Consider the following 26,815-nt stretch of genomic DNA (forward strand, 5'->3'; position numbering starts at 1 on the left):
GATGAAGTTTGCCAGACATGCAGTGGCTGCGCTGGTTTTGGCGGCAGCCACCAGCCCCGTATTTGCCGATGCAAAAACGGAATCCTTCGTTGAAGAGAATGCCAATGAGGTGCTCGAAGCGCTCAATGATCCGACATTGAGCCGCGAGGAACGTACCGAACTCTTCAGTGGATATATGGAAGAATTTGCTGACTTTAACGCCGTCAGCCGTTTTGTGATCGGGCGCTATGCAAACCGTTTCACGCCGCAGGAGCTCTCGCGCTTCCAGCGCGCGTTCCGGAGCTATGCACTTGCGGTCTACGAAAACGAGCTCGATGCCTATCGTGGTGAGCAGGTCGTCGTTGATCGCTCCATTGATCGCACGGCAAACGACTCCATCGTCGATACGCGCATACCGCGCGCCGATGGCCAGGCAATGAATGTGCGCTGGCGTGTTCTCAAGCGGAATGGCGAGTACCAGGTCGTTGATGTTGCGCTGAATGTGAACGGCAACCTCATCTGGCTGGCCATTGAGCAACAGGCACAGTTCCTGTCGCTGCTGGATCGCACGAACGGATCCGCTGACGCGCTGATCCGCAAGATTGAACAGATGACGCGCGAAGTCAGGGCAGGCCGCCGCTAGCGCCAAAGCTTTTTACACGGGTATAAAAAAGCCCTGCCATCGCTGGCAGGGCTTTTTCTGTTCGGTATTAGCGGCGATTAGCCGTTATCGTTCATCGCACCATACGTATCGTCATCCGAAGAGTTGTCCCATTCGGTTGAGCTCTCGCGCTCGGTATCCATGCTGATCTCGTCCTGCTCATAGCGGAAGACCGGCATCATCTCGAGATCTTCTGACGACGCGTTGATCATGATGGTGTCGTTATTGTCAGCATCCTGCTCGACCATGATCATATCGAAGCCAATCTGGCGGTCTTCGCCGAGGATCGGGTCGCCGATGATGGCGTAAAGCGCTTCACCGTCTTCAGACACGATCACATCATTGATGCGGGCCGAGTCGTCGGAATTAGTGAAGTCAGCGGTCGTGCCGATCATCTCGGAGACCAGACGGTAGTCGTTCAGGCCTTCCTGGTCGAACTCGGCAACGTTCTGGATGTTTTCCTCGGTCATGGAGATGGTGAAGGCGGGCTCGCCGTCCTCAACCATCGCTACGTCCAGATCGGAATAGGGCAGGGAGCCCTTCATGCCGGCGAGGTCAATGAAGTCGCCGCTGCGGAACACAACGGTTTCGATCTGACCATTTTCGCCGATCAGGAGGTCGTCGACCGTGGCGATGTCTTCACCGTCCGCGCCGATGACCTTTGCCCCGACGATCTCTCCAGCGCTGAGATTGCCAGCGACCAGATAAACCGTTTCATAATCCGGCGCTTCAGTGTCAGCCTCGGCGTACTCGCCGTCTGTTTCATCGGTTTGCGCCATTTCGGCGGTGTCGGTGTCATAAGCCGCCTCATTCATTTCTGTTTCATTCGAGCATGCGGCTGCCCCGAACATGAGGCCGGATGCTGCTGCAGTAATCATGAGCTTCTTCATGATAAAAGTCTCCTTCTGAACTAGTGGATATAAAACGACAGGTGCGCTCACCTTGTTCCAAGACGGCTATATTTCACTGTGCAGAGTCGAGGGGATAATCTGACTTGGGCGTCTTGTGCCTGACAGGCTGTCTCGCCATTGTGCGCCTCAGTTCAAAGGAGTGCCTCACCATGAAAACCCGCGCCGCCGTCGCCTTCGAAGCCAAGAAACCACTCGAAATTGTTGAGGTAGATCTGGAGGGCCCGAAAGATGGCGAAGTGCTGGTTGAGATCATGGCGACCGGTATCTGTCACACTGACGCGTACACGCTTGATGGTCTCGATAGTGAAGGGCTTTTCCCGAGCATTCTGGGCCATGAGGGTGCAGGCGTGGTGCGTGAGGTTGGCAAGGGTGTGACTAGCGTGAAGCCGGGCGACCATGTGATCCCGCTCTACACACCGGAATGCCGCCAGTGCAAAAGCTGCCTGTCAGGCAAGACCAATCTTTGCACCGCGATCCGCGCGACGCAGGGCAAAGGGGTGATGCCGGATGGCACCAGTCGTTTCTCTTACAAGGGTCAGAAGCTGCATCACTATATGGGCTGCTCGACATTCTCGAACTTCACGGTGCTGCCTGAGATCGCAGTTGCGAAAATCGACCCGGAAGCCCCGTTCGACAAGACCTGCTATATCGGCTGCGGCGTGACCACCGGAGTCGGTGCGGTCACCAATACGGCCAAGGTGACGCCAGGCTCGAACGTCGTCGTTTTTGGCCTTGGCGGTATTGGTCTCAACGTCATTCAGGGCGCGAAGATGGTCGGTGCTGACATGATTGTCGGTGTCGATATCAACCCCGCCAAGGAAGAATGGGGTCGGCGCTTCGGCATGACCCATTTTGTCAATCCGAAGGAAGTAAAGGATGTGGTTGCTCATCTCGTTGAGCTCACCGGCGGCGGCGCCGACTATTCCTTCGACTGCACCGGCAATACCGACGTGATGCGGCAGGCGCTCGAATGCGGCCACCGTGGCTGGGGCGAAAGCATCATTATCGGCGTCGCTGAAGCGGGTAAGGAAATCGCGACCCGTCCGTTCCAGCTGGTCACCGGCCGCGTCTGGAAAGGCTCTGCCTTCGGCGGCGCGCGTGGCCGCACCGATGTGCCGAAGATTGTCGAATGGTACATGAAGGGCAAGATCGAGATCGACCCGATGATCACGCACGTCCTGAAGCTGGAAGACATCAATAAAGGCTTCGATCTGATGCATTCCGGCGAGAGCATCCGGTCAGTGGTCGTCTACTAGACGTCAGGCGCCAATGCCGCACAGTTTTCCAAAGGGAGGAAGAGGAAAAGTATGTACAGTCACATGATGGTCGGATCGAATGATCTCGACAAAGCCAAGACGTTCTATGACGCGACCTTTCAGGCGATTGGCGGCAAGCCCGGCGTGATGGATCCGAAGGGGCGTCTGGTTTACCTGCACAATGGCGCGGTCTTCCTCGTCACCAAGCCAATTGATGGCGCGCCGGCGACGCAGGGTAATGGCATGACAATCGGCTTTGCGATGAAATCGACCGATGAGGCCGATGCCTGGCACAAGGCGGGCGCAGCGGCAGGCGGCAAGGAAATCGAGGACCCGCCAGGCTGGCGCGAAGGCGGCGGCCAGAAGCTTTACCTCGCTTACCTGCGTGACCCGGATGGCAACAAGCTCTGCGCGCTCTGCCGCTGACGGGTTGCGATCTGACCAAGCAATGACTGGCGCCGTCTCGACTTGGTTGAGGCGGCGCTTTTCTTTGAGATGATGGCTGGCGATGCGATCCGTCGGCGGCTCCGCGGCGTATATGGGGTTCTGAGACAGGAGTTTATTCCATGCGCCGTATCTTGTTTGCTGTTTTCATCTTTGCCGGGTTCGCCATGGCAGCCAGTGCCACCGAGGAACCAGAATTCGAAACGGTGGCGAGCGATGGCCGTATCGAGGTTCGTCAATATGAGCCGATCATTGTCGCTGAAACCGAGGTCACTGGGGACATGCGTGCAGCAAGTGGTTCGGGCTTTCGTGTGCTGGCTGACTATATTTTTGGAAATAACACGGCACGCAGCGAAATCGCGATGACTGCACCGGTCACACGGACCCGCTCAACGAAGATCGACATGACGGCCCCAGTGACACGTTCGATGTCCGATGACGGAAACTGGACAGTGTCTTTCACCATGCCATCCAAGTGGACAATGGAAACGTTACCCGTTCCAAACAATCCGGCTGTATCCATTCGCGTAGTTCCGGGTGAACTTCTGGCGACAATCAGGTTTTCAGGGGCCGGGCGCATGGAAACTCACCGCCAGAAACAGGCCGAGCTTGAGGACTGGATCGCAGCACACAGCTACGAGATAACCGGCCCGGCGCGTTATGCCGGGTATGATGCGCCATGGAAGCCTTCGCCTCTGCGCAGGAACGAAGTTCTGATACCTGTCGAACCCACCGGCCCCGAGAGCTGATTTTCAGGCCAGCACAACCTGACAGTTTTCACGTTTGAGGCGGGCAGGCAGGCAGAAGGTTTTCAGGTCCTCGCCGCCAACGCGGCTCAGTAGCGCATCCGCACGCGCACGCTCCGCCTCGTTCATGGACCCATAGACATCAAGCGCGGCCTGAAGGCGCCAGAGCGGAAAGCTGCGTGCCTTGGCAGGGCCGCTATGGCCTTCGATGTCGATCGTGATGTCCCCCAGTGCGCGCGGCACCCGGTCGCCCGAGGCAGCGTTCGCGGCCCAGTCGTTGTACAGCGCGGACGTCGCCATGATAGCGGGGAGTTGTTCCTGCATCTGGCGGTGCAGGATCGGTTCCAACGTCTCTGGCACCGCATCGTCGCTGAGCAACTCACCCCTGCCTTTGCCGCCGCCGGCTTTCATGCGTTCAACCCAGTCAGCAACCTTTGGGGCGAGCTTATGCATAAGCTCACCTGACGCCGGATCGCGGTAGAGGTGCGCGTAGAGCGGGCCGTAGAATGCAAAGTCGGCAAGCGAAGGACGGCTGCCGAGCAAATAGGGATACTGATCCAGATGGGCTGAGAATTCGGAGAGGAAAGCCTCGTAGCTTTTCTCGATGCCGGGCACCGTGTCCGCACTGACACCAAGGATCGGAAGCGCGCCCTTGAACCGTGCGCCATTCTTGCGGCCGATCTCGTATTGCTGCTCCGGTGTTTGGTCAGGCGCTGAAAGCGCGCCAAATTCTGAATAGGCCCAGTCCTCATTATAATTCCAGCGATAGTGCATGGCAGGCAACATGAGCCATTCATCACCATAGAGTTGGAGAAGTTCAGCGACAAATCTCTGAAGGGGGGAAGCGGGCCAGGCGGGCGGCTGGGCGTTTTCGCGCGCTTCAATGGCCCCGATAATGTCAGTCGTGTCCTGAATGACAGTTCCGTCCGGCAGGGTTGCGACCGGTATGACCGGCCAGCCAACATTTGGCAGGATGACGTCGCGATAGACGGCCTGTGTCGCCGGTTTTTCCGTATATTCGACCCCGCGCCAGTCCAGATAAGCGCGTGCCTTACCGGTGAAGTAGCTGACTTCGGCGCCGTATAATGTGTAGCTCGTCATATGATTTATGAATTCCCGTGCCTATCGTGAGCCTGAGGGACAGACAAAAAGGCTATCTGATGTCGGAGTTCAAGCATTTCTGCCTCGTGGCGGGGGGCGAGACCATGGAGGGGCACGCTGTCCCCGATGGCCGCGTCGGCCCATCCGTGATGTCACTGAAGGTCTGGGCGGCCTCAGTTGAAGAGGCGGTCGAGGTCATCATTTCCATAGGGAATGAGATCGGTTTCAAGATCGAGCAGAACGTCGAAGTCATTCGCTCCAAGGCAACGCAAATGGCCCGCGACGAGGCGTTTGCCTATGCAGTCCGGGTCACGCCGTGCACGGACGGTGAACTGGACCTGTGCGTGGCCGAAGAGGCAGAGCGCATCCAGAACGAATAGGTCGGCGGGCGGGAACCGCCTTTGACCACACCCCGTTTTCTTCACATTGGCCCCGGCGTCTGATCGCCGGGCTGCCTGCCAGAATGGAAGGAAACGCTTATGAAGAATCTCACAATGATTGCGGGTGCCATTGGTGCGCTAAGCATGGCGGCATGCGCCGCAAATCCACCGCCAGCACCAGGATCGGGTGGTCCGGGCTATAGTGGGAATGCGGGTTATGACGACGGTTACCGCGGGCCGCCGCGCGCCGACCGAGGCTATGGCGACCCTCGATACGAGGGCCGCTACGGCAATAACCGCTATAATGACCGGCACGACCGCTACGACCCTTACGACGCCCGCTATCATGGCCAGCGCTATTACGATGACCGAGCACGGCGCTATTACTATATTGACGCACGCACCGGCGCGACGATCTGGGTAAATGGCGATTTGAGAGGCCGTTAGAACGCCACTCAATCCCTGACAGGAAAGGGCGCATCCGCCGCGATGCGCCCTTTTCGCATTCGTGCTGCCGGTGGGAAGTCAGCCGAGTTGTGTTACATAAAGGGAGAAGCAACCACAGGAGACCTTCAGGTTTTGGAAACAGTATCAGACTGGACGAGTTTTGGCGGTGATCTCAGCGTTTACGATCATGAAAGCGAGACGCTCGGTTGTACAATGCGGTTCGCCGTATTCGAGCCGCCGCAGACCGATGAGGAGCCTGTTCCTGTTCTCTGGTATCTTTCCGGACTGACCTGCAACTGGTCGAACGTCATGGAAAAGGGCGGCCTGCAGCGGAAGGCGGCTGAGCTTGGCGTGATGATCGTCGCCCCCGACACCAGTCCGCGCGGCGAGGACGTTGCAGACGATGAAGCCTACGACCTTGGCCAGGGGGCCGGCTTCTACCTAACAGCCACGCAGGACCCATGGACCAAACACTACAAGATGGACCAGTATATCATGGAAGAGCTTCCTTCCGTGATCCGGTCAAACTTCGCGGCCGATATGCGCCGTCAGTCCATTTTCGGTCACTCCATGGGCGGGCATGGCGCGCTGGTCCTTGCGCTCCGCAACCCGGGCCACTTCCGCAGCGTGTCGGCTTTCTCACCGATCGTTGCGCCTTCGCAGGTGCCCTGGGGCGAGAAGGCATTTTCAGCTTATCTCGGCGATGAGAAGGAAGCCTGGAAGGAATGGGACGCGTGCGAGCTGGTCAAGAAGACGCAACTCGATACGACCATCCTCATAGATCAGGGCGAGGACGACCAGTTCCTGGAAGAGCAGTTGAAGCCGGGCCTGTTCGAGCAAGCTTGCCGCGAGACGGGGCAGCCGCTCGCGATCAGGCTGCGGCCGGGCTATGACCATTCCTACTATTTCATCTCAACCTTTATGGATGACCACATCATGCACCATGCCAAGGCACTCTACGGCTAGAGTGCTGGCATCTCGAAATGACGAAGCCCGCCCGGAGCAATCCAGGCGGGCTTTTTGTTTGGACGGTAGCTTGAGACCGCTAGGTAGCAGCTTCCTCAGCGGGGCTGTGCTGCAACTCGGCGCGCGTGGCAGGACGTGACATGATCCAGCCGATGACGACCGGGATCAGGATGCCCGGGAAGCCTTCATAGACGCCGCCCTGCCAGCCTAGCCCGAAACGCCAGACAAGCGTGATGCCAATACCGAGCACCATCAGGAAGATGGCGGTTGTCTCACTGACACGGCGGTTCAGCGCGTAGAGCGTCAGAAGCGGTGCGAAGGCCGCCGCTAGTGCCGACCATGCGATGATCACGAGACTGAACACACTCTGGCTGTCCATGAGGGCGAGCGCGAGCGCCAGAACTGTCACTGTGCCCGTCGCGGCCTTGAGCATCCACGGGTGTTCAAGTCGTTCCGGGACGAGGTCGTGGGTGATCGCGGCCGAACAGGAAAGCACGACTGAGTCTGCTGTCGACATTGTCGCTGCAAAGATACCCGCCAGTATCAGGCCCACGAGAACATCCGGCAGCAGGCCTTCGGCCATGCGCGGCAGGGCAAGTTCGACATCGATGTCTGCGGTATCCGGCATGTAGACGCGGGCGAGTAGGGAAAGGCCGGCCGCGAGGATGTAGAAGACGACGAAAAAGCCGTAATACCAGACGCGTGTGCGCCGCATGTTGCGGTCATCGTCCAGCGCCATGAAACGGACCATAATGTGCGGCTGTCCAACGACGGAAAAACCGGCGAAGAGCCAGCCAAGAACAAACAGGCCGACGCCAAGCGCGCCGGTGAGAAGAAGCTCATCCGACTCTGGCATCAGGTTGAGGTAGGTACCGCCATCCATGGTGCTCAGCTGTTCGAACATGCTGCCGAAGCCGCCGGCCCAGCTGACGCCGACGAAAAAAAGCGTGAAGAGCGCGCCAAGCATACAGATTGACTGGATGGCATCTGTCCAGATCGAGGCTCGGATGCCGCCGGCAATGGAATAGGCAAGGATGATGACGGCTGACCCGATCGCGCCAATCCGCCAGTCAAAGCCGTCAAAGACGCCCTCAAGCGCTTTCGCGCCAGCGGTGATCTGGGCCGCGCCATAGACAATCAGTAGCACGACCATGATGACGGCGGCCATCCTGCGCCAGATCGCGAAATCGTCGCCATGCCAACGCGACAGGACCGATGCAAAGGAGGCCTCATTGGTAACGCCTGTGGCGGTTCTCAATTTACGGTGGATGAAAGTGGACCCGATGAAGTCGCCCACGATCCAGCCGAACATCAGCCAGATCGCTGAAAGCCCTGTGGCGTATCCATAGCCGATGACGCCGATAAAGAGATAACCGGAATTATTCGTTGCGACGGCCGAGAGGCCAGCCAGCCAGGGTGAGACCGTCTGGCCGGCAATGTAATAATCTTTTCGTTCCCCGGTCGCCTGCCGGGCAGAGGCAAGCCCCACGCCTAGAAAGATGATCAGGATAACAATGAAGCTCGCAAGTATCATTCTGTGTCTGTCTCTTGTGATGCCATCCAGGCGAGAAACAGGTCGAACTGTTCATTCGTCGCTTCGCCACGTGGGTCTATTTCAGAAATCGCAAGGCTGGTTGCCTGCGTCGCGTTGAAGGGTTCCTTGTCTTCCGGGGTGACTTCAGCGGTATTCACCATCCGTGTGAACATAAGCGCGGCCATGATTGCAAGGCCGAAGGCGGAGAAAGCAAATAGACCGGCGGGCCCCATCGCCGACATCGAAACGCCCGCGATCAATGGTCCGATGATCGAGCCAATACCCCAGATGATCAGAATGCCGGCCATCATGGACGTGGCCTGTTCGGGCTTGGCCCGGTCGGCCGCATGGGCGATGGCGACGGCGTAGTAGGACAGTGCGCCCATGCCGAAGAGAAAGCCGAGTAAGAGAATGACAGGCTGTGTCGCGAGTGGGCTGAGCATCGCCAGAGCCACAGCAGAGACAGCGCCGATAATACCCGCAGCGGCTATGACCAGGCGGCGGTCGATACGGTCAGAGATAAAGCCTGCAGGCCAGAGACCGACCATGGCGCCTGCAAGCAGCGCGCCGTTGAAGCGGGCTGAAAAACCAGCAGCATCTTCGGGTGAAACGGACTGGGCGAAGACTGGATAGAGTTGAGCGACCGAATTGTTCACGGCACCTGCGCAGAAAGCTGCAAAAGCTGCCGCCGGCGCGTATTTCAGGATCTTTCGCGGGCCGAAGGGCGACGCGGCGTGGATATCAGGCTGGATCTGGCGCGTGGCGGTAATCGGCATGATGGTGAACGCGAAGAGCGCGGCAACCATGAGGAAACCCATAATGCCATTTGCGCCCGCCATAACGGCAAAAGGGCCGCCAATGGCGCCCAGCTTCGCGACAACATGATAGAAGCCAAGAATGGCGCCGCGTTTTTCAGGCGGGGAGGCATCTGCGATCCAGCTCTCGCCCGCGGTAAACAGCGCTGAGGTGCATGCACCGATGACCGCCTGAACCAAGGCCCAGAAGATGACGCTTGGTCCCAAGGTCAGGCTGAGAGAGGCGATGATGGCAATCGCCGCAAAAAATGCAAAAGAGCGGATGTGCCCTATCCGTGAAATCTGGATGGGCGACAGAATCGCGCCTGTCAGGAAACCACCAGCATAGAACGCCGCAACCAGACCAAGGGCAGCATTCGATGTGCCGGAGGCCTGCAGGCCCAGAGCAATCATCACGGATAGGGCAGCCGCTGCACCCTGTAGCAGGGTGAGGGAGAGCACGATGGCGAGAACGTTCCGGTATTGACCGAACGTACCTCGCCATCCTGCATGTGTCGTTTCAGACGTAGCCGAATACGTCATCAGGCGGCGGTGCGGATTTCCGCTGAATCGCCATCCCGGTGCGCCGACTCTTCCTCGACGAGTGCCTTGTGAAGCACGCGCACTGCCTCGTCGTAGTCCTCTTTAGCCACAAAGAGCTGAAGGTCGGTGCTGCGTGTCAGCTTCTGAAGGCCGAGCATGTTGATACCAGCGTCATAGAGCGCCGACGTGGCCTTGGCGGTCATGCCGGGCACGTCGAGATTCGCGCCGATCACCGAAACGATCGCAAGCTCGCGCGTCGTGACCTCTGCATTCTCATACAGGGCCTCAAGATCAGCGGCAGCGCGGTTTAGCGACTCACGCGTACAATCGACATAGTGGGTGATCGTATTCGCGTTGGAGCTTTTGGACACGATCCAAACCTTGTGGCGGGTCAGCGCCTTCAGTGCCTCGGCATCGTAACCCTTCACACCGACCATGTCCTGCTCGAACAATTCGAAGGCATAGAGGTTCTTGATACCCGTTACGATTTCGGCGCGCGCCTCTTCCGGGTGGAAATCATCTGTAATGATCGTTCCGGCGTCCGACGGGTCGAACGTGTTCTTGACGCGTAGCGGCACGCCGGCCTGACGAAGGCCCTTCGCGGCTTTCGGGTGAACCGCTTCCATACCCATATTGGAAAGCTGGTCGGCGACATCGTAATTGGTCTTGCCGATCTTCATTACCTTGTCATTGCCAACCAGTTTCGGGTCAGCGCTGGAAAGATGGAATTCCTTATGGATGATGGCTTCCGCGGCATTGGTAAGGGCGCCGATGCGCGAAAATGTGACTTCGGTGTAGCCACGGTCGTAGAGTTTCACCATGCCCTCGATGCAACTGGCGTAGCCGGTGCAAATTGGCAGCTCTTTCGAAAAGTCGATACCCTGCAGGGAGGTTCGGATACGCTCATCGAGCGACATCTTTTCGTCGTCACGCCAGCCTGTGAAGTCGACAAAGACCGAGTTGATGTCACGCTGGCGGAGCAGAAGGCTCGTATTGTGAGCTGAATGCGCTTCGCCGAGGGCGGCCAGCATCTCGCGTACCGTCATCAGATGTTCGTCGAGCCGGAACTGGCCGTAAGAACAGAGGCGATGGAGGTCGATCAGGCAGTTGCGCACACCTTCGACGCGCTCCAGTACGAAGTTATCTGCAACCTTGCGGTCCGGATGGTCGCCAAAGACCTCGTGGTTCTTCTCACGCATGGCTTCTGACAGCTCGGTAAGCGCTTCGCTCCACTGCCACTTGTTTTCGGCCTTGGCGAAAAGTGCATATACGCCTGGCTTGCCGCTTTTCTTGTGTTCCAGAAGAAGATTGGTCATGCCGGCATAGGCCGACACGACGAAAATACGATTATACAGGTCGTCGCCTTCGCGCCCGTTTATCAGGACATTGTCGAGAATGACGGGTGTGTTCGCGATGGACGTACCACCGATTTTTTCAACAGTATGGGTCATGGGATTTTGCCCCGGAGTTTTTGGTCTGGTTGGATGACGAGCAGCCCGAAAACTGGTCGGGCTGCTCGTTCGTAATCAGATCAAGCGTCTAGCCTGCGTCTTCGAGATCTTCTGCGGCGGCGTACGAACCGTCGGGCAGGTGCACTTCCTTGCCGGTGACCGGCGGGTTGAAGCAGCATGCCATATGCAGTTCTTCTTCTGCGCGCAGGGTATGCTTGTCGTGAAGGTTGAGGCCGTACATCACGCCCGGCTTGATCTCGTGGGTCTCGCCAGTGGCAAGGTCCGTGATCGAGCCTTTACCCTTCATGCAGTACACGCTCTCGAAGTGGTTCTTGTAATGAAAGGTGTGCTCCGAGCCTGCTTCCAGCACCGTAATGTGGAAGCTGAAGCCCATCTTGTCGTCGGCCAGAAGCATCCGGTAGGACGTCCACTGTGCGTCAGATACGGCACGATCCGTGCCCTTCAGTTCATTCATATCGCGTACGATCATCGTAACTTACTCCGCTGCGATCTTGTGGCTTTCGACGGTCTCCTGCGCCGCCTCGAACAGGATATCGAGACCCTTCTGAAGCTGGTCTTCAGGAATGGTCAGGGCGGCGAGAACCTTCACGACTTCATCGTCGGCGCCTGATGTCTCAATGATGAGACCCTTCTCGAATGCGCGGCTGCACATGTCAGATGCGATATCACCAGATGTGACGTCGACGCCCTTCATCATGCCGCGGCCTTTGAGTCGTGCGCCTGGAATGAGATCGGCGATTCTCTGCAAACCCGCCTCAAGGATGTCGGCTTTCTTGCGAACGTCCTTCATGAAGGCATCGTCTTTCCAGAACTTGTCGAGTGTGACTTTCGCGGTGATGAAAGCGTGGTTGTTGCCCCGGAACGTGCCGTTATGTTCGGCTGGCTTCCAGATATCGTGCTCCTTCTTGAGGAGTACACAGGCAAACGGCAGGCCCATACCCGAGAGCGATTTGGCCTGAGTAATGATGTCAGGCTTGATGCCTGCATTCTCAAAGCCAAAATAGTCGCCTGAGCGACCGCAACCTGACTGGATGTCATCGACGATCAGTAGTGCGCCGGTCTTCTTGGCGAGATCGGCAATACCTTTCATCCATTTAGCAGACGCGGCGTTGAGGCCGCCCTCGCCTTGGATAGGTTCGAAGATGAATGCGGCGGGCGCATCGACACCGGATGAGCTATTGTCGATCATCATTTCAATCTGGTCGAGCGTGTCGACATCATCGCCGAAGGCGCCCGCGTAAGGCAGGTGCGTCGTGCCGCAGATGCCATTACAGCCTGCGCCGGCACCGGCCCGTTTGCCGGCATTGCCTGTCAACGCAAGTGCGCCGAGCGTCATGCCATGAAAGCCGTTTGTAAAGGCAATGACGTTGCTGCGGCCGGTTACCTTACGGGCGAGCTTGACGGCGGCTTCGACGGCGTTCGTGCCGGTCGGGCCGGTCATCATGATCTTGTAGTCACCCATGCCGCGCGGTTCGAGGATGTTGTCCTCGAACGCTTTCAGCCACTCGGCCTTTGCGTCGGTGTACATATCGAGGCCATGGGCAATGCCATCGCGCTCGATGTGTTCGATAAGAGCTTTCTTCATATCCGGGTCGTTGTGACCGTAATTGAGGGTCGAGCACCCGGCGAGAAAGTCTATATAGGTCTTGCCATTGGCGTCGGTCATCTCCGAGCCCTTGGCGCTGACGAAGACCGTATCAAAATTGCGGCAATAGCTGCGCACGATCGATTCGCGTCTTTCGAAAATGTCTTCCTGAATGTCTGTGAACGGCATGCGTCCTGCTCCTGTTTTGGTCTGGTTTTGAGCGTCTAGGCGCGAGATTGTCGGCTCAGCTTGTGGCCGGCCGAGTGAAAGGCCCGATTGTCACGAGGATCTCGCTGTCGTGACGGCCCTTGAAGTGCTTGTCTTCATCGAAAAATGGGCTCTCTTGCAGGGGGGCATCAAGCCACCGCGCGAGACTTTTGAAGAGTCCCCAGGACGCCTCATTATCCGGCGTGATCGTCGTCTTCAAAAAGCGCACATCCTTGCAGGACGGGCGCGAGAAAATGTCGGCAACGAGGCGCTTGGGAATGCGCTTCCCGCGTGCCTTTTCACCAATCGCGACCTGCCAAAGGAAGAATACCTCCGGCTCCTCCGGTGGAATATGACCGCTGACCCAACCGATGACTTCGCCGTCCTCGCGCGCGAGCGCGCACGTCTCAGCAAAGTGCGTTGTCTGGATCAGGTTCATGTAGAGCGAGTTGGTGTCCAGAGGTGGACAGGCCGCAATGAGGTCGTGAACGGCTGCGCCATCCTCGCTCATCGGCGCTTCAATTGTCACTGAGTCTGTCGTCATCGTTCAGAGCCCGCTTCGCATTCTATAATGGCTGGAGCGCGTGTGGGTTCCACCCAGCCGCGCTTGCCAAATAAATTTTTTTTGACTATCTATATAAGTGCAGTGGATTTGGGGTCAACCCGTGCATCACGAAACTCAAAATTAGGATATAATGCAGGTTTTAAGTTATATTTTAGGGTAAATATCCCGTTAAATCGATTGATGTAAAAATAATTTTTCTAACAAAGGATATTTGCTAACATGGCGCAACTTTCTGAAGGATTTGAATCGGTGCGTCTGTCCGCTGCGCATGCCGATACCTGGAGCGAAGATATGCAGGATCAGGCAGAGACAGCCCTTGTTGCCCTCAGGCGCGTCCTGAAGGCGACCGCTAGCAATGTTAAATCCGTCGCGACGAAGACCGGGCTTACAGCGTCGCAGCTGCTGGTTCTGCAGGTCCTCCGCACACAGGGAGAGACGTTAACCGGCGATCTTGCGCGTGCCGTCGATCTCAAACAGGCGACGATCTCAATTCTGATCGATAAGCTGCAAGAGCAACAGCTTGTCGTGCGCAGGCGGGGCGAGACGGACCGCCGCCGGGTCTGGGTGCGGCTGACCGAGAAAGGTCTCACGGCACTCGACGGCGCCCCCGATCTGCTGCAGGACACTTTCCGTACCCGGTTCGCCCAACTGGCCGAATGGGAGCAGGCCAGCATCACCGCTGCACTGCTACGCGTGGTCTCCCTCCTCAATGCTGAGAAGATTGAAGCCTCGCCAATCCTCGACGTTGCTGGCGTGAACGATCCGCCACTCGGGAATGGGCAATAGCTGCCGATTGTCGACGCTCCTCTCAATACTGTTGAGGCCAGACTTATTTTCTTTTGCAAGCGACGTGCGCTGGCCTAGTGTTAGGTCGTGAATACGGATCAGGTTGATGGGAGAAGCTCCATGAAATTACGCGCAAGCATGATCGCTATCGTCTTTGCTGCAGGGCTGAGTGCCTGTGGCGGAGGCGAAGAGCCGGCTGCCCCAGAGGCGTCGGCACCGCCGGTTGAAACCGGGGCGGACGCAGTCGAGACGTCTGAAGAAACCGTCGCAGAGGAAGCTGAAACAGCTTCGGGTCCGGCGGAAGAGGGCGTGCAGTTTGCGGGCTTTCCGGAGCCTTATGCATCTGCGGACTACGCAACCGGCAAACGCCTTTTCATGCAGTGTTCTTCCTGCCACTCGCTGACCGAAGGTGGCCCAACTCTGCTCGGGCCCAACCTTTACGGGATGTTCGACCGCAAGGTCGGTGAGCACGAAGGTTTCGATTATTCGCAAGCCCTGCAGGAAGCCGATTTTGAATGGACGCCAGGTCAGCTGGACCAATGGCTCGCCAGCCCGCGCAACTTCCTGCCTGGTAACCGTATGAGCTTTGCCGGCGTGCCGCGTGAGGATCAGCGCGCTGCCATCATTGCTTACGTGATGAGCGAGACGGGTTACACCCCGCAATAGTGACGAAGCCTTTCAGGCTCTAAAGGCGCGGCAGGCTGGTCAGGATGATATCCTCCAGCTCGCCGCGCTTTTTTGCTGGCGCGTTCGGGAGACGCCGGAGAAGTGCAGCGCTCGTGACGAAAGGTTTGATCAGTGAACTGTCCTGATCAGGGGCTGGGTCGACTGTCAGCCTGCCGTCATCGGTGAAGGAGGCGAAGGCACGCATATAGTGTTCGCGAGGGCCATTGGTCTCCAGATCGCAGGCCAGTGCCGCCTTGGTAAGGCTGTGGCGCTGACCGGTAATGAGAGGCTTCAAGAAAAGCTGCGCGCAGACCAGCGCCGAGGCCGGGTTCCCGGGCAGGCCGAGGACGCGGGTGTCGCCGCGCGTTGAAAACCAGGTTGGCTTGCCGGGACGCACAGCGATCTTTTCGAACAGAGATTCAAAGCCTGCTTCTGCAAAGGCTGGGCGCATCAGGTCATGGTCGCCCACAGAAGCACCGCCGACCGGCAGGAAGACATCGATATCGCGGGCATTTTCAATGCGCTGAGCGATGGCATCCAGCGTGTCTGCCGCGATGCCGAGGTCGACCGGTTCAGCGCCCCATGAGCGGATAAGGTCTGCGAGGGCGACCGGGTTCGAATTGACGATCTCACCGCGCTTGAGATGGGTGCCGGGAGGCTTCAGCTCATTCCCGTTTGCGAGGATGCCGACGCGGAGGCGGCGGCGTACGTTCACTTCGGCAATGTTGCCAGCCGCGAGCAAACCGAGCTCGCCGGCGCCTAGGATGGCACCCTCGTCTAAAAGTCTGTCGCCCTCATGGAAATCGCGGCCGGCTTTGCGGATGAACCGGGAAGCCTCATAGCCTTCAGAGCATAAAACCTCATCGCCTGTTCGGGCCGTGTCTTCCTGAATGACGATATGATCTGCGCCTGCCGGAATTTCGCCGCCAGTGAAGATGCGGACGGCCTCCCCCTCGCCGAGCGTCTGCTCAAACGGGGCACCCGCAGGCGCTTCACCGATGACGGTCAGGCGCGCACCAGCTGATCGGACGTCCTCAAGGCGAACGGCATAACCATCCATGGCCGACATGTCGGCGGGCGGACGACTGACGCGTGCGGCAACAGCCTCAATCAGCTGGCGGCCATGCGCTTCGTCGATGCTGACGGTCTCAACGCGAACCGGCAAAGCGTTTCGCGCGAGAGCGTCGAACGCATCAGCGACACTGATAAGCCCACTCATGTTCCTGTTTTCCGATAGTCGCCAGACTTGCCGCCTGTCTTTTCCAGAAGCTCGACTGCGTCGATCCGCATCGCCTTGTCGACCGCTTTCAGCATGTCATAGAGGGTGAGGCAGGCAGCTGAGACGGCCGTCAGCGCCTCCATTTCTACGCCTGTGCGGCCGCTGGTCTTTACCCTCGCCGTGACGACAAGCGTGTTTGCTTCTGTGTCCGGTTCGATCTCCACATTTACCGATGAGAGGGGGAGAGGGTGGCAGAGCGGGATGAGGTCTGACGTACGTTTGGCTGCCATGATGCCGGCAAGCTCTGCGATGGCGATGGGATCGCCCTTCTTGGTGTCGCGGCCGAGGGCGAGTTTCAGCGTTTCTGGGTCCATGTGCACGCGCCCATGCGCGATGGCGACGCGTTCGGTGACGTCCTTGTCGCCGACATCGACCATGCGGGCGCGTCCGTCAGGTCCGATATGCGTGAGGCCGGTCAATGAGAATGCCCCATATGCTCCATCAGGCGGGGCATCAGCTCAACGAGGTTGCAGGGCTTGTGACGGCTGTCGAGCTGAAGGGAAATGACCTTGTCCCAGCCATCCTTCACCGCACCGTTCGAGCCCGGTAGGCAGAACACGAAGGTTCCGCTCGCCAGACCTGCAATCGCGCGCGACTGCAGCGTCGAGAGCCCAACGCTCTGATAGCTCACCTGGTGGAAGATGACAGAGAAGCCGTCGATGATCTTGTCGAAGAGGGGGGTGACGGCTTCGGGCGTTACGTCCCGGCCCGTCAGGCCCGTCCCGCCAGATGTAATCACGACATCGACCTCAGGATCTGCAATCCAGGCCGAAACCTGCGCCCGGATAGCGGCCTTGTCGTCTGCAACGATCTTGCGGTCAGCGAGGATGTGACCAGCGTCCTCGATTCGTCTGGCAAGGGTGAGACCGGACGTGTCGGTCTCGAGAGTTCGCGTATCGCTCATTACCAGTACGGCGATGCGCACCGGATGGAAGTCGAGGCTTTCATTTATGCCGTGCATGGCGGTCAGTCTCCGTGTCAGTCTGCGTCCAGCGGGCGCTGTCGATATAGTCTTCGGCGCGCGGTTCGATCCAGCGGCTGCCAGCTTTGGTAAGTTCTTTTTTCCAGAAGACGGCCTCGGTCTTTAAGTAGTCCATCAGGAAGTCGGCCGCCTCAAACGCGGCGCGCCTGTGCGCAGAGGCGGTAGCCACAAAAACGATCGGTTCGAACGGGCCCATGTCGCCTGTGCGGTGAATGATGCGCAGCGCCGTCAGCGGCCAGCGCTTGCGGGCATCTGCGGCGGCTTTCTCGATGCCGTTCTCTGTCATGGGCGAGTAGGCCTGCAGATGAAGGCCCTCGACGTCCGCGTCTCCCGCCCGGTCCCGAACGAGACCGGTAAAGCTGACAATGGCGCCAGCACCGCGCGCGTCTTTCTCAAAAGCGGCCAGTGCCTCTGCCGGGCTGAAGGAGGTTGGGGACAGCTTAATCATGTTTGGCAGCTCAACCGCCGCCAACAGGTGGCATGAAAGCGATCTCATCAGAGGGGGAAATGGGATGAGGGTCGACGACAATTTCGCTATTCACGGCCAGCCGGACACTAGCCTCAAGAAAAGCGCCGCCAGCCGATTTCTCAGTGTCGATCCAGCGGCGTAGCGCAGCTGTGTCCGCAACAGTGGCGGGTATATCGAGATTTTCAGAGTGCGTTCCTGCGACGTCTCCCAGCCGCCCGAAATAGAGAATGTCGGCCATCAGATCAGCCCCCCGTTACCGACATGTGGCGGTCAAGAGCCGGGCCTTGGCCGCGCCGGTTGATCGCGAAATCATGGCGCTCTGGTTTCGCGATCAGTGCGCGGTCGAGCGCTTCGTCGAGGGCAGCCTGCGGATCTGGACTCTCACGAAGCGCCGCGCGCAGGTCGACATGATCATCCTGGCCGAGGCACATATAGATGCGGCCTGTGCAGGTGACGCGTACGCGGTTGCAGCCTGCGCAGAAATTATTGGTCAGCGGCGTTATGAAACCAAGACGTCCACCCGTTTCTGCGATGCGAACATAGCGCGACGGACCACCATTGGCGTCGCCAGCATCTTCTGGCGTGAGCGTGCAGCAGCGCTCCAACTCATCGCGGATGTCAAAGATGGGAATATACTGATCATACCGGTCTTCTCCGGTGATCCCAAGGGGCATGACTTCAATCAACGTCATATCATAGCCGCGCGCATGCGCCCATCCGACCATGCGTGGGATTTCCTCGGCGTTCTGATGGCGGAGGGCGACCGTGTTGATCTTGATCTTGAGGCCTGCCGCCGCGCCAGCTTCGATGCCGCGCATGACCTTTTCATAGTCGCCGCGGCGCGTGATCTCGCGAAACACATCAGGGTCGAGCGTGTCGAGCGAGATGTTCACGCGCTTTACACCAGCTTTCACCAGGGCTTCGGCATGGGTTTCGAGCTGCGTCGCGTTCGTCGTCAGGGTAAGTTCATCAAGGCCGGATCCCAGCCTGTCGCCGAGCCCTTTGAACAAGCCCATAATATCCTTGCGCACCAGAGGTTCGCCGCCGGTAATGCGGATCTTGCGGACACCGCGCCGGATGAACGCGTCTGCCACGGTCTGCAGCTCTTCAAGGCTAAGCAGGTCCTTCTTCGGCAGGAACGTCATGTGTTCAGCCATGCAATAAGCGCAGCGAAGGTCGCAGCGGTCCGTGACCGACAGGCGCAGATAGCTGATTTCCCTGCCAAAGCGGTCGATCAGTGGTGCAGGCTTCAGGGCGGTATGTCCGTCAGGCATGCGTCAGTCCTTTCGCGCGCTCCAAATCGGCAATTGTGTCGATATCAAACGCGTTGTCGGGTGAGAGGTCGACCACAGCGGTGTTGGTCAGTTTCGTGAACAGCGATTTCGCGCCCGCATCACCGGAGAGTGACATCAGGTCGTCAAAGGTCGATCTGTGAAAGATCGCGGGCGGGCAGAGGATGTCGCCCGACTGGCTCATGACCGCCCGGCGGCCTCGGGCGAGTTCCTTCTGAAGCGCTCGAAGGTGAGGCTCGCCGATGTGGGGCATGTCGCCCAGCAGGATGAGCGCCGCTTTTGCGCCCGAAGCCTTCGCGGCGCAGATACCAGTACTGAGTGAGGTTGCCTGGCCATCAGCAGCGTCGGGGTTCTCGACTACCTGCCAGCCTTGCTCGTTAAGCGCGGCCGCACGCGCGGTATCGCCCGAGCTTGTCACGGCAATACGGGCAGCCACTTTCTGATCCGCGAGCAGTCCGGCAACGTGTTTAATGACGGGTTTGCCTTCAAGCTCGGCCAGGAGTTTGTCACCGCGCTCGAAACGCTTCGACTGGCCTGCTGCGAGCAGGATGATGGCCGTTTCGGCAAAGGGCTGGCGAAGCATATCGTGATAGCTGGCGACGACTTCTGCGATGACCGAAATCGCCAGCATGGACGCGTCGCGCATGGAGGGGATGAGGCCGATAGGTCCGCGGATGCGGGCAATCGCCACCTCGTCGCTGCCATCTGCTTTCAACGCTTCGGTGCGCCGCGCGTGCGTTTTTCGGCTACCGACGGCGCCGATATAGAAGGCCGGGCCGTCTAGCGCCTGTTTGAGAAGTGGCCCTTCCCAATGCGTGTCATGGAACATGAGGATGAAGGCGGTCCATTCATCATCATTGGCTGCGGGAATATCTGAAGGAGTCTCAAGCGCTGTCACATCGGCAAAGCCTTGCGCCTGCGCTGCGGCCACGTCTTCGCCGTCACGAAGTTGTAGCCGGACGTCCAGTCCGGCGGCGTTCGCAACGCGGGCAAGGGCAAGGCAGTCCGCGCCGCGCCCGGCAATACGAAGACGAGGCTTGGGTACGTAGTGGGGCTTGAAATCCCTGAGCGCCTTGAGGCTGAGCTGCGCGACCTTTCGCGCGCTGAGTTGGTCGCGAACCGTATTGATCTGGGCAAGATCTGCATCCGGGATAATGGTGACTTCGATCGCGCCGCCGCAGGGCAATGGAAGGTCTGTGAAGGGTGAGCCCGCGCCATAGCGAAGCTGTTTGGCCTTACCGGCGCGCAAGGCGTTCTGCGCCTGCAAGGCGACATCGGAGTCGATACAGCCGCCAGAGATGTAGCCAGCCATTTTGCCATCGGCGCGGACCGCCATCAGGGCGCCCGGTGCGCGCACCGCGCCGCCCTCTATCCCGGTCACAATGACAAGCGCCACAGGACCCGCCTCGTACCAGTCCAGCCATTGGCTGAGCACGTCTTCAGGGTGTTCTGGATAAGTTTGCTGCATCGTCACGATACCTGCCGTTCTAAACCATCATTTAGAACGATGCCAGCAGACTTCTATTCCTGCAGGCTGCAAAGTCGGCCTATGGCCGCAGATGAGGCGGTGCTGGCCGCTTCCGTTATCTCTGCGTAGAGACCCAGAACACCCTCGCCCGTCGGCGTGAGCTCGGAGCCACCACCACTGGCGCCGCCATGACTGGACGCGATGAGCGGCGCGGCGAAGTCACCATTCATTTCGTCGATGAGCTTGAGTGCGCGCGGATAGGACATGGCCAATGCGGCTGCGGCTTTGCGTATCGAGCCATGCTCCGCGATGGCGCGCATGAGGGTGGCTTTCCCCGGGCCAAAACGCCCGCCATTGGGCAGGTCGATACGCACGCTAAGCTTTGCTTTCCCGCTCATCGGCGGACCCCCGGTGTTTCGAGCTTCAGGCCTTCGGCTCGCTTGGCGAGATAGAGTTCCACGGCGAGATAGTCGTCTGATCCGTAGGGGCGCGGTTCTACCCGCACGCCCGAATCGCAATCACGCAGGCGTCGGTGGAGTGAGCCTAGCGACTGCCATTCAAGGCGGTAAGCCGGAAAACCCGTTCCGTGGCCCTGGCTGATCGTGTCGCCGCGAAGCTTCTTTCCCCAATTGTCGTCATGGCATTGGGTGCAGGAAAGATTGAACTGGCCGCGTCGTGTTTCGAAATAGTCGCGCCCTCTCGCGAACCAGACTGCGGCCGCGCCTTCGATGTCGACAGAGATAGGTGTGCCGCGCGAGAGGTAAGCGACATAGGCCGTCAGCGAGAGAAGTTCGTCGCTCTCATATTCGAGCGGCGCCTCGTCCTGATGACGCGTCCGGCAGAGGTTTATCCGCCCCTCCAGATTGATGAGGTCGCCGCTTTCGGCGTCGATCTGGGGGTAGTGGGCGGCAGCACCAGCTAAGGACAATGACGCGTCGTTGTGACAATCGCTGCAGGCCTCGCCAGATGCAGCCGCAGTAGAAAACAGGGCTTCGCCCCTATCGATCCAGAGAAAGCCCGGATTGGCGAAGTCATCATCCTGCAGGGCCTGCGTCTGCGGCTGCAGGAATTTATATCCAGATTGGAGGGGCTGAGGCTGTGCCGGGGGCGATTTCGTGTCGGCCACGACATCTCCGCAGGCAGTAAGGCAAAGCGCCGAAAGGAGTGCGAGCCCAGCCTTCATTCCACTGTGAGTTCGTGAGTCTCCGACCAGCTCTCGCCGTCCTGATCTGTCCATTTGAAGACAATCGGTCCCGAGGTGGTGGCACGGGTGTAGAAGGTGAAAATCGGGTTGGCTGCGATACCGGGTCGGAGGTCTGCTTCGAATACCGTTTCGCCGTCATAAGTGACTTCGAATTTCTCGATGATGTCGCGCTCGATTCGTTTGCCGTCGGGGCCGCTGCGATAGCCTGTCTCCATCGGATGCTGGATGAGGGCTTTTAGCTCAATAACCTCTCCAGCACTTGCGGTGTCTGGCGCAGCAATTCGTATCGTTGCCATGAGAGAGCCCTCCTATCCGATCAGGCAAGCAGCCAGCGTGACCACCGTACTTGCCGAGCCATGCCAGAGTGTGCCGTCGCTCATTTCTGCAACGGCGCGAATCCGCTGTGTGCCCGCCATCCGGATGCGGGTGGATACCTCTGCCTTGCCCGCATGCGGGCTGAGCTTGAAGACCGCGACTTCAGCGATCGGGTTGCGAGGCGAAATGATCGCGATGCGGCGCACATAGTCGTCAGGCGACATCAGGCTTTCTGCAGCAACGGTGATGGCGACCGAGTTGCCATTCTCTGCGATGGGCGGAAGTTTGACGGTAACGCGCCCTTCATTGAGTGGTTTGTCGCCAAAAATTTCGCGGATAGCAGCATCGGCGTCTACTGCGTCGGCGGCAGCCCGAAGCGGTAGCGCGGTTGCTGCCAGACCTGCGGCACCAAGCTGGAGAAAGCTGCGCCTTGCGAAGGATGTTTGTCTGCTAAGGGTCTTCATGTGCGTTCACCGTCGAGCTGTCCGAGGTAGGCAACGAGGTCCTCGATCTGTTGGGCCGTAAGTGCGGGCTCACCCGCATAGGCAGGGGCGACCTGGTTCAGCCCGCCTGCTCTATAATATGATGGCATGAGCGTGTCTGGCCAGAGGGACTGCGCGTCGGCGATGCGAAGCCTTATCTGACCATCGCTCAACCGGGCACCTACACCAGTCAGCGCAGGGCCGACATTACCCTGGAATTCTGCATCCAGACCTTCAACGGCGTGGCAGAGCACGCAGTGGCCTTGTTCGCGCTCTGCGAACACCGCTTTGCCACGCTCCGGATCGCCTTGCAGACCCAGAAGCGGGGCAGCGATACCGTCACCTGTTATCTCTACAGGTGTTGCGAACCGCGAAGTCACTTCGCTGCCGCATCCAGCGAGGAGCGCCATCGCAAGGACAGGAAGCCCCCGTATCATCCAAAGGTCTGCAGCGTGATCTGCTCGAACCATGCTTCGGCCTCGGCTGCTTCAGCGGCGCGGACGCTGGGCGCTGGGTCGGCAGGGCTAAGGCCGCCAGAGCTCTCAATGCTGGAAAGCTGTCCGTCTTTATTGCTGTAGACGCCCGTGATCGAGACAGCCGCATCCGGCGTCACATAGGAATAGCAGGTATTGGCGAGGATGGTCGGCGCGAGCGCTTCGCCCTTCAGTTCCCGCGCAATCTGTAGGGCGCAAAGCTTGGCTTGGAGATTGGCTGAGAAGGCTGATTTCGGCATTGGCGCGGCAATCGTCGCGTCGCCGATCACGTAGATGCCTGGCTGCAGCGTGGAGGAAAAGTCGACCGGGTTGATCGGGCACCAGCCCGTCTGGTCCGCAACGCCAGCACGCGCGGCGATCTCGCCTGCCTTCTGCGGTGGAATGACATTGGCGACATCGGCCTCATAGGTGTCGAAATCGGTTGAAAGCGTCATGGCGCCGGGATCGACCGAAATCACGCGCCCGAAGTCGCTCGCGCCGATCCATTCAAGGTGATCCGGGTAGTGTTCGGCCCATGCCTCAAGGAAGAGTGGTTGCTTGGAAAACTCATCCTTGGCGTCGAGGATGATCAGTTTCGAGGCTGGCTTCCGCGTCTTGAAGTAGTGCGCAATCAGGCTGGCGCGCTCATAGGGCCCCGGCGGGCAGCGATAGGGCGCTGTTGGAACTGACATGATGACGGTGCCGCCATCGGGCATCGCTTCCAGCTGCTCACGCAGAAGCGAGGTCTGCGGCCCGGCCTTCCAGGCATGCGGCATGGCGGTCGCGGCATCCTCATCATAGCCCTCCAGAGCGTCCCAGCGGATATCGATGCCGGGTGAGAGGATGAGCTTGTCGTATGCGAGCCTGTCGCCGGAGCCGAGCGTGACGGTGCGGGCGCCCGCGTCTACGTCCTCCGCCCGGTCGCCAATGACCTTGATACCGATGGCCTTGAGATTGTCATACCCGAACTGCTGGGCCTCCAGACTGCGAAGGCCAGCGATGACGAGGTTGCTGAACGGGCAGGCAGTGTAGCGCGCCTGCGGCTCTATCAGTGTCACCGATGCGCCGGGCAGATAGGTTTTCACATAACGGGCGGCCGCCGCTCCGCCAAAGCCGCCGCCGACGATCACAATTCTAGGCTGAGATTGAGCCAGCGCGGGCGATGAAAGCAGGGGCAACGCAGCAGTGCCCGCGAGCCCGGCGAGGACGTCTCTTCGTTTCGGCGCCCCGGTCATCACCCGTCCCCCGGTGTTGTGAGATAGGCGGCGACTGCAGATATGTCGGCCTCGTCATAGCCCCTCATAAGACGGTGCATGACGGTCTTGCCATTGGCGTCCTCCCTATAGGCGAGCAGGCGTGCCTCCAGCAGGTCGCGGTCGAGGTGCCGATAGTCCGGGACGGCAGCCCCTCCGCCGCCATGACAGCCAGAGCAGGTAAGCGCGAGCGATTGTCCCCTCAGCCTCTGGTCATCAACTGGCGTCGTTTCAGCCGTCTGCGCGGATGTCCCGGACGTCGTGTCCCCGGCGCTACACCCGGCAACCAGAAGGGCCATCGCCGCACTGGTGGCGGCGATAGAAATTGATTTCAGAGCTTTCGGGCTCACGCGTCCCTCAGACTCTGATCCTTGATTGGCAGGTTTCGGATCCGCTTGCCGGTCGCTGCATAGATCGCGTTCAGGACGGCTGGCGCGGCCACGGCGATGGTCGGCTCCCCGACACCGCCCCAGAATCCGCCCGACGGCATGACGATCGTTTCGACTTCCGGCATGTCCCGCAGGCGCATGGAATTGTAGGTGTCGAAATTCTTCTCCTGCACTTCACCATTTTCGAAGGTAATTTCTTCGAAGAGGGCGGCTGAAAGACCGTACACGAAGGAGCCAGCGACCTGCGCATCGACCTGCTGCGGATTGACGGCATAGCCAGGGTCTGTCGCAGCGACGATCCGGTGTATCTTCAGCTGACCGGCATCGTCGACCGTCACTTCAGCGCACGCGGCAGTATAAGCGCCGAACGAGTAGAAAGCGCAAAGGCCGCGGGACTTGCCGTCATCATTACCCCAGCCCGACTTTTCAGCTGCGGCACGCAGAACTCCCGCCAGCTGCGGCGCGTCGCCCATATAGGTCAGACGGAACTCCAGCGGGTCCTTTCCAGCAGCATGAGCAAGCTCGTCCATAAAGCATTCGAGGTAGATCGCATTCTGGTTCGCGTTCACCCCCCGCCAGAAGCCCGGACGCACCGGCGGATTGCGCATGGCGTGATCGAACTTTAGCGCCGGGAAAGTGTATTTCAGGGTCTGGTCTTCGACGCGCTCATCAACGCCGCTTGGCAGGAGGCCCTGAAAGGCAAACGGGTCTGTGCCGTTCTGCAATGCCTGTGGCATCAGACCGGCAAGGATCGACTGGCCAGCAATGCGGATCTTGATTGCGGTCAGATTGCCATCAGCGTCCAGCGCGCCTTCACAGCGTGCCCGCGTTGTCGGATGATAGAAGCCATGCTGCATGTCTTCTTCGCGCGACCAGAGGAGCTTGATCGGCGTGCCGGGCATCTGCTTGGCGATCTTCACGACCTGGCTGACATAGTCGCTCATGCCGCGGCGCCCGAAACCCCCGCCGAGCAGCAGCTTGTAGACGTCACACTGCTCAATCGGCAGGCCAGCTGCTTCTGAGGCTGCGCCAAGTGCGGCCTCGCCATTCTGTGTCGGGCACCAGACTTCGCACTTGTCCTCGGTCCAGATGGCCGTGGCGTTCATCGGCTCCATACAGGCATGGTTCTGATGCGGCACGCGATAAGTGGCTTCAATCGTCTGGGCGGCATTGGCGAACGCTGCATCGACTTCGCCGCTCATATTGGCGACGGCGGCGTCGTCAGCAGTAAGCGCGTTGTCCAGCTCCGTTTCGAAGCTGGCGCTGGAATAGTCCGCGCCTTCGCCATCATTCCATTCGATGGGCAGCGCATCGAGTGCGGTCTTGGCCTGCCACCACCTGTCTGCGACAACGGCGACCGCTGTATCATCGACCTGCAAGACCTTGCGTACGCCCGGCATGGACATGACGGCGTCTGCATCGAAAGAAGCGAGCGTGCCGCCACGTTTCGGGGCCTGCTTGATCGCGGCGTTGAGCATGCCGTCGAGCTGTAGGTCTGCGCCATACTTCTGCGCGCCTGTAACCTTGTCAGCGGTATCTAGCCGTTTGACCGGCTGGCCGATGATCTTCCAATCGGACGGGTCTTTCACCTGCACGCCCGTTGGCGGCGTCAGACCACTGGCCGCTTCTGCCACTTCGCCATAGCGCAGCTTATTGCCGCTAGGGCCGTGGGTAATGACGCCTTTTTCGACCGAACATTCGCCGACCGGGACTTCCCACTGGTTGGCAGCGGCCTGAATGAGCATGGCCCGCGCAACGGCACCGCCTTCGCGGACATAATCCACGCTGCCACGGATGCCGCGCGAGCCGCCGGTGGAAAAGTCACGCCAGACCCGGTCACGGGCGAGGTTCTCACCCGGCGTCGGATATTCGGTGGTGACCTTGTCCCAGTCGCAGTCGAGCTCGTCTGCAACGAGTTGGGCGAGACCCGTCAGCGTGCCTTGCCCCATTTCAGAGCGGGCAATCCGGATTGTGACTGTGTCGTCGGGCGCAATGTGCACCCAGGCATTCACTTCCGGATTAGGTTCGGCATTTGCGGCCTGGTCTGGCGCGGCGCTGTCCTCGCTATTGTTTGAACACGACGCCAGAATGCCGATGGTCAGACCGGCGGCGCCGGTGCCGATGATGAAATTGCGGCGCGAGAGCTTGATCGTATCAGCCATGTGT

Annotated in this window: 32 protein-coding genes; 9 read left to right on the forward strand and 23 right to left on the reverse strand. The window is 59.4% G+C overall.

From position 1 onward, the window contains the following. Position 1 precedes the first annotated feature (1 nt). Positions 2-622 carry an MlaC/ttg2D family ABC transporter substrate-binding protein gene (locus tag D1224_RS10045; protein ID WP_119379737.1) on the forward strand — a complete coding sequence of 207 codons (621 nt, stop codon included), beginning with the start codon at positions 2-4 and terminating at the stop codon, positions 620-622. Between the two features lie 77 nt (positions 623-699). On the opposite strand, the gene D1224_RS10050 is transcribed toward D1224_RS10045, so the two are convergent. Then, positions 700-1,530 (reverse strand): PRC-barrel domain-containing protein, encoded by an 831-nt coding sequence (locus tag D1224_RS10050; protein WP_119379738.1) that lies wholly within the window; start codon positions 1,528-1,530, stop codon positions 700-702. 170 nt (positions 1,531-1,700) lie between these two features. Here D1224_RS10050 and D1224_RS10055 point away from each other — a divergent pair, with 170 nt between their 5' ends. The 3 genes from D1224_RS10055 (at position 1,701) to D1224_RS10065 (ending at position 4,000) form a co-directional block, all read left to right on the forward strand. After that, on the forward strand, positions 1,701-2,807 hold the full coding sequence (locus D1224_RS10055; RefSeq protein WP_119379739.1) for an S-(hydroxymethyl)glutathione dehydrogenase/class III alcohol dehydrogenase: 1,107 nt from the start codon (positions 1,701-1,703) through the stop codon (positions 2,805-2,807). A 51-nt stretch (positions 2,808-2,858) separates the two neighbouring features. Then, positions 2,859-3,233 (forward strand): VOC family protein, encoded by a 375-nt coding sequence (locus D1224_RS10060; RefSeq protein WP_119379740.1) that lies wholly within the window; start codon positions 2,859-2,861, stop codon positions 3,231-3,233. A gap of 140 nt (positions 3,234-3,373) precedes the next feature. Further along, positions 3,374-4,000, forward strand: coding sequence for an SOUL family heme-binding protein (locus D1224_RS10065; RefSeq protein ID WP_119379741.1), 627 nt, complete (start codon positions 3,374-3,376; stop codon positions 3,998-4,000). Between the two features lie 3 nt (positions 4,001-4,003). Here the strand turns inward: D1224_RS10065 and D1224_RS10070 are convergent, their stop codons facing one another. Further along, positions 4,004-5,098: a glutathione S-transferase family protein gene (locus D1224_RS10070; RefSeq protein ID WP_119379742.1), complete on the reverse strand. Its 1,095-nt coding sequence runs from the start codon at positions 5,096-5,098 to the stop codon at positions 4,004-4,006. A gap of 59 nt (positions 5,099-5,157) precedes the next feature. Between D1224_RS10070 and D1224_RS10075 the strand changes: the two genes are divergently transcribed. The 3 genes from D1224_RS10075 to fghA all read left to right on the forward strand — a co-directional run bounded on the left by D1224_RS10075 (position 5,158) and on the right by fghA (position 6,891). Then, positions 5,158-5,478, forward strand: coding sequence for a hypothetical protein (locus D1224_RS10075; protein ID WP_119379743.1), 321 nt, complete (start codon positions 5,158-5,160; stop codon positions 5,476-5,478). A gap of 99 nt (positions 5,479-5,577) precedes the next feature. Next, positions 5,578-5,925 carry a hypothetical protein gene (locus tag D1224_RS10080; protein WP_119379744.1) on the forward strand — a complete coding sequence of 116 codons (348 nt, stop codon included), beginning with the start codon at positions 5,578-5,580 and terminating at the stop codon, positions 5,923-5,925. A gap of 132 nt (positions 5,926-6,057) precedes the next feature. After that, positions 6,058-6,891 (forward strand): S-formylglutathione hydrolase, encoded by an 834-nt coding sequence (gene fghA / locus D1224_RS10085; RefSeq protein WP_119379745.1) that lies wholly within the window; start codon positions 6,058-6,060, stop codon positions 6,889-6,891. Positions 6,892-6,970: 79 nt separating this feature from the next. Here fghA and D1224_RS10090 read toward each other — a convergent pair whose 3' ends face one another. The 6 genes from D1224_RS10090 to ectA form a co-directional block, all read right to left on the reverse strand. Then, positions 6,971-8,425 carry a sodium/proline symporter gene (locus D1224_RS10090; RefSeq protein ID WP_119379746.1) on the reverse strand — a complete coding sequence of 485 codons (1,455 nt, stop codon included), beginning with the start codon at positions 8,423-8,425 and terminating at the stop codon, positions 6,971-6,973. Next, positions 8,422-9,762 (reverse strand): MFS transporter, encoded by a 1,341-nt coding sequence (locus D1224_RS10095; RefSeq protein ID WP_233350476.1) that lies wholly within the window; start codon positions 9,760-9,762, stop codon positions 8,422-8,424. Before D1224_RS10095 ends, D1224_RS10090 begins: the two co-directional genes overlap by 4 nt. Further along, the gene (locus tag D1224_RS10100; RefSeq protein ID WP_119379747.1) at positions 9,762-11,213 is read right to left on the reverse strand and encodes an aspartate kinase; all 1,452 of its coding nucleotides are present in this window, start codon (positions 11,211-11,213) and stop codon (positions 9,762-9,764) included. Before D1224_RS10100 ends, D1224_RS10095 begins: the two co-directional genes overlap by 1 nt. Before the next feature lie 88 nt (positions 11,214-11,301). Further along, positions 11,302-11,703: an ectoine synthase gene (locus D1224_RS10105; RefSeq protein WP_119379748.1), complete on the reverse strand. Its 402-nt coding sequence runs from the start codon at positions 11,701-11,703 to the stop codon at positions 11,302-11,304. Positions 11,704-11,709: 6 nt separating this feature from the next. Beyond that, positions 11,710-13,008 carry a diaminobutyrate--2-oxoglutarate transaminase gene (gene ectB, locus D1224_RS10110; RefSeq protein WP_182482230.1) on the reverse strand — a complete coding sequence of 433 codons (1,299 nt, stop codon included), beginning with the start codon at positions 13,006-13,008 and terminating at the stop codon, positions 11,710-11,712. Positions 13,009-13,063: 55 nt separating this feature from the next. Next, on the reverse strand, positions 13,064-13,570 hold the full coding sequence (gene ectA, locus D1224_RS10115) for a diaminobutyrate acetyltransferase (protein WP_119379749.1): 507 nt from the start codon (positions 13,568-13,570) through the stop codon (positions 13,064-13,066). 240 nt (positions 13,571-13,810) lie between these two features. Between ectA and D1224_RS10120 the strand changes: the two genes are divergently transcribed. Together D1224_RS10120 and D1224_RS10125 are read left to right on the forward strand one after the other, a co-directional pair. Continuing rightward, positions 13,811-14,377 (forward strand): MarR family winged helix-turn-helix transcriptional regulator, encoded by a 567-nt coding sequence (locus tag D1224_RS10120; RefSeq protein ID WP_119379750.1) that lies wholly within the window; start codon positions 13,811-13,813, stop codon positions 14,375-14,377. Positions 14,378-14,497: 120 nt separating this feature from the next. Beyond that, positions 14,498-15,043, forward strand: a complete 546-nt coding sequence (locus tag D1224_RS10125) for a c-type cytochrome (RefSeq protein WP_119379751.1) — start codon at positions 14,498-14,500, stop codon at positions 15,041-15,043. Positions 15,044-15,062: 19 nt separating this feature from the next. Here D1224_RS10125 and D1224_RS10130 read toward each other — a convergent pair whose 3' ends face one another. The 15 genes from D1224_RS10130 to D1224_RS10200 are packed head-to-tail and all read right to left on the reverse strand — an operon-like array spanning position 15,063 to position 26,811. Beyond that, entirely contained in the window at positions 15,063-16,262 is a 1,200-nt protein-coding gene (locus tag D1224_RS10130; RefSeq protein WP_119379752.1) for a molybdopterin molybdotransferase MoeA, read from the reverse strand. Further along, complete coding sequence (gene moaC / locus D1224_RS10135) at positions 16,259-16,741, reverse strand: cyclic pyranopterin monophosphate synthase MoaC (protein WP_119379753.1); 483 nt, start codon at positions 16,739-16,741, stop codon at positions 16,259-16,261. The genes D1224_RS10130 and moaC overlap by 4 nt, the downstream gene beginning before the upstream one ends. Further along, positions 16,738-17,283: a molybdenum cofactor biosynthesis protein B gene (gene moaB / locus D1224_RS10140; protein WP_119379754.1), complete on the reverse strand. Its 546-nt coding sequence runs from the start codon at positions 17,281-17,283 to the stop codon at positions 16,738-16,740. The genes moaC and moaB overlap by 4 nt, the downstream gene beginning before the upstream one ends. Beyond that, positions 17,267-17,752, reverse strand: a complete 486-nt coding sequence (locus tag D1224_RS10145; RefSeq protein ID WP_119379968.1) for a molybdenum cofactor biosynthesis protein MoaE — start codon at positions 17,750-17,752, stop codon at positions 17,267-17,269. Before D1224_RS10145 ends, moaB begins: the two co-directional genes overlap by 17 nt. Before the next feature lie 10 nt (positions 17,753-17,762). Beyond that, complete coding sequence (locus D1224_RS10150; protein WP_119379755.1) at positions 17,763-18,011, reverse strand: MoaD/ThiS family protein; 249 nt, start codon at positions 18,009-18,011, stop codon at positions 17,763-17,765. 4 nt (positions 18,012-18,015) lie between these two features. Then, on the reverse strand, positions 18,016-19,047 hold the full coding sequence (moaA, locus tag D1224_RS10155) for a GTP 3',8-cyclase MoaA (protein ID WP_119379756.1): 1,032 nt from the start codon (positions 19,045-19,047) through the stop codon (positions 18,016-18,018). Beyond that, on the reverse strand, positions 19,040-20,533 hold the full coding sequence (locus tag D1224_RS10160) for an NTP transferase domain-containing protein (protein WP_119379757.1): 1,494 nt from the start codon (positions 20,531-20,533) through the stop codon (positions 19,040-19,042). Before D1224_RS10160 ends, moaA begins: the two co-directional genes overlap by 8 nt. Before the next feature lie 53 nt (positions 20,534-20,586). Then, on the reverse strand, positions 20,587-20,931 hold the full coding sequence (locus D1224_RS10165; protein ID WP_119379758.1) for a winged helix-turn-helix domain-containing protein: 345 nt from the start codon (positions 20,929-20,931) through the stop codon (positions 20,587-20,589). Beyond that, positions 20,928-21,659, reverse strand: coding sequence for a sulfur oxidation c-type cytochrome SoxA (gene soxA / locus D1224_RS10170; RefSeq protein ID WP_233350477.1), 732 nt, complete (start codon positions 21,657-21,659; stop codon positions 20,928-20,930). Before soxA ends, D1224_RS10165 begins: the two co-directional genes overlap by 4 nt. Before the next feature lie 53 nt (positions 21,660-21,712). Continuing rightward, a complete protein-coding gene (soxZ, locus tag D1224_RS10175; RefSeq protein WP_119379760.1) occupies positions 21,713-22,033 on the reverse strand; it encodes a thiosulfate oxidation carrier complex protein SoxZ in 321 nt (106 codons plus the stop codon). A 12-nt stretch (positions 22,034-22,045) separates the two neighbouring features. After that, positions 22,046-22,516: a thiosulfate oxidation carrier protein SoxY gene (locus D1224_RS10180; RefSeq protein ID WP_119379761.1), complete on the reverse strand. Its 471-nt coding sequence runs from the start codon at positions 22,514-22,516 to the stop codon at positions 22,046-22,048. After that, entirely contained in the window at positions 22,513-22,971 is a 459-nt protein-coding gene (gene soxX, locus D1224_RS10185; protein WP_119379762.1) for a sulfur oxidation c-type cytochrome SoxX, read from the reverse strand. The genes D1224_RS10180 and soxX overlap by 4 nt, the downstream gene beginning before the upstream one ends. Next, the gene (locus D1224_RS10190; RefSeq protein ID WP_119379763.1) at positions 22,968-24,242 is read right to left on the reverse strand and encodes an NAD(P)/FAD-dependent oxidoreductase; all 1,275 of its coding nucleotides are present in this window, start codon (positions 24,240-24,242) and stop codon (positions 22,968-22,970) included. Before D1224_RS10190 ends, soxX begins: the two co-directional genes overlap by 4 nt. After that, entirely contained in the window at positions 24,242-24,610 is a 369-nt protein-coding gene (locus tag D1224_RS10195; RefSeq protein WP_147372365.1) for a c-type cytochrome, read from the reverse strand. Before D1224_RS10195 ends, D1224_RS10190 begins: the two co-directional genes overlap by 1 nt. Continuing rightward, positions 24,607-26,811, reverse strand: a complete 2,205-nt coding sequence (locus D1224_RS10200; RefSeq protein WP_119379765.1) for a xanthine dehydrogenase family protein molybdopterin-binding subunit — start codon at positions 26,809-26,811, stop codon at positions 24,607-24,609. The genes D1224_RS10195 and D1224_RS10200 overlap by 4 nt, the downstream gene beginning before the upstream one ends. Between the last annotated feature and the right edge of the window lie 4 nt (positions 26,812-26,815).

It is taken from the genome of Henriciella barbarensis (genome assembly GCF_003576345.1).
Classification (GTDB): Bacteria; Pseudomonadota; Alphaproteobacteria; order Caulobacterales; family Hyphomonadaceae; genus Henriciella; species Henriciella barbarensis.

Coding starts and splice junctions, on each gene's coding strand:
- D1224_RS10045 (WP_119379737.1), top strand. CDS start 2: ATGAAGTTTGCCAGACATGCAGTGGCTGCGCTGGTTTTGGCGGCAGCC.
- D1224_RS10050 (WP_119379738.1), bottom strand. CDS start 1,530: ATGAAGAAGCTCATGATTACTGCAGCAGCATCCGGCCTCATGTTCGGG.
- D1224_RS10055 (WP_119379739.1), top strand. CDS start 1,701: ATGAAAACCCGCGCCGCCGTCGCCTTCGAAGCCAAGAAACCACTCGAA.
- D1224_RS10060 (WP_119379740.1), top strand. CDS start 2,859: ATGTACAGTCACATGATGGTCGGATCGAATGATCTCGACAAAGCCAAG.
- D1224_RS10065 (WP_119379741.1), top strand. CDS start 3,374: ATGCGCCGTATCTTGTTTGCTGTTTTCATCTTTGCCGGGTTCGCCATG.
- D1224_RS10070 (WP_119379742.1), bottom strand. CDS start 5,098: ATGACGAGCTACACATTATACGGCGCCGAAGTCAGCTACTTCACCGGT.
- D1224_RS10075 (WP_119379743.1), top strand. CDS start 5,158: ATGTCGGAGTTCAAGCATTTCTGCCTCGTGGCGGGGGGCGAGACCATG.
- D1224_RS10080 (WP_119379744.1), top strand. CDS start 5,578: ATGAAGAATCTCACAATGATTGCGGGTGCCATTGGTGCGCTAAGCATG.
- D1224_RS10090 (WP_119379746.1), bottom strand. CDS start 8,425: ATGATACTTGCGAGCTTCATTGTTATCCTGATCATCTTTCTAGGCGTG.
- D1224_RS10095 (WP_233350476.1), bottom strand. CDS start 9,762: ATGACGTATTCGGCTACGTCTGAAACGACACATGCAGGATGGCGAGGT.
- D1224_RS10100 (WP_119379747.1), bottom strand. CDS start 11,213: ATGACCCATACTGTTGAAAAAATCGGTGGTACGTCCATCGCGAACACA.
- D1224_RS10105 (WP_119379748.1), bottom strand. CDS start 11,703: ATGATCGTACGCGATATGAATGAACTGAAGGGCACGGATCGTGCCGTA.
- ectB (WP_182482230.1), bottom strand. CDS start 13,008: ATGCCGTTCACAGACATTCAGGAAGACATTTTCGAAAGACGCGAATCG.
- ectA (WP_119379749.1), bottom strand. CDS start 13,570: ATGACGACAGACTCAGTGACAATTGAAGCGCCGATGAGCGAGGATGGC.
- D1224_RS10120 (WP_119379750.1), top strand. CDS start 13,811: ATGGCGCAACTTTCTGAAGGATTTGAATCGGTGCGTCTGTCCGCTGCG.
- D1224_RS10125 (WP_119379751.1), top strand. CDS start 14,498: ATGAAATTACGCGCAAGCATGATCGCTATCGTCTTTGCTGCAGGGCTG.
- D1224_RS10130 (WP_119379752.1), bottom strand. CDS start 16,262: ATGAGTGGGCTTATCAGTGTCGCTGATGCGTTCGACGCTCTCGCGCGA.
- moaB (WP_119379754.1), bottom strand. CDS start 17,283: ATGCACGGCATAAATGAAAGCCTCGACTTCCATCCGGTGCGCATCGCC.
- D1224_RS10145 (WP_119379968.1), bottom strand. CDS start 17,752: ATGATTAAGCTGTCCCCAACCTCCTTCAGCCCGGCAGAGGCACTGGCC.
- D1224_RS10150 (WP_119379755.1), bottom strand. CDS start 18,011: ATGGCCGACATTCTCTATTTCGGGCGGCTGGGAGACGTCGCAGGAACG.
- moaA (WP_119379756.1), bottom strand. CDS start 19,047: ATGCCTGACGGACATACCGCCCTGAAGCCTGCACCACTGATCGACCGC.
- D1224_RS10160 (WP_119379757.1), bottom strand. CDS start 20,533: ATGCAGCAAACTTATCCAGAACACCCTGAAGACGTGCTCAGCCAATGG.
- D1224_RS10165 (WP_119379758.1), bottom strand. CDS start 20,931: ATGAGCGGGAAAGCAAAGCTTAGCGTGCGTATCGACCTGCCCAATGGC.
- soxZ (WP_119379760.1), bottom strand. CDS start 22,033: ATGGCAACGATACGAATTGCTGCGCCAGACACCGCAAGTGCTGGAGAG.
- D1224_RS10180 (WP_119379761.1), bottom strand. CDS start 22,516: ATGAAGACCCTTAGCAGACAAACATCCTTCGCAAGGCGCAGCTTTCTC.
- soxX (WP_119379762.1), bottom strand. CDS start 22,971: ATGATACGGGGGCTTCCTGTCCTTGCGATGGCGCTCCTCGCTGGATGC.
- D1224_RS10190 (WP_119379763.1), bottom strand. CDS start 24,242: ATGACCGGGGCGCCGAAACGAAGAGACGTCCTCGCCGGGCTCGCGGGC.
- D1224_RS10200 (WP_119379765.1), bottom strand. CDS start 26,811: ATGGCTGATACGATCAAGCTCTCGCGCCGCAATTTCATCATCGGCACC.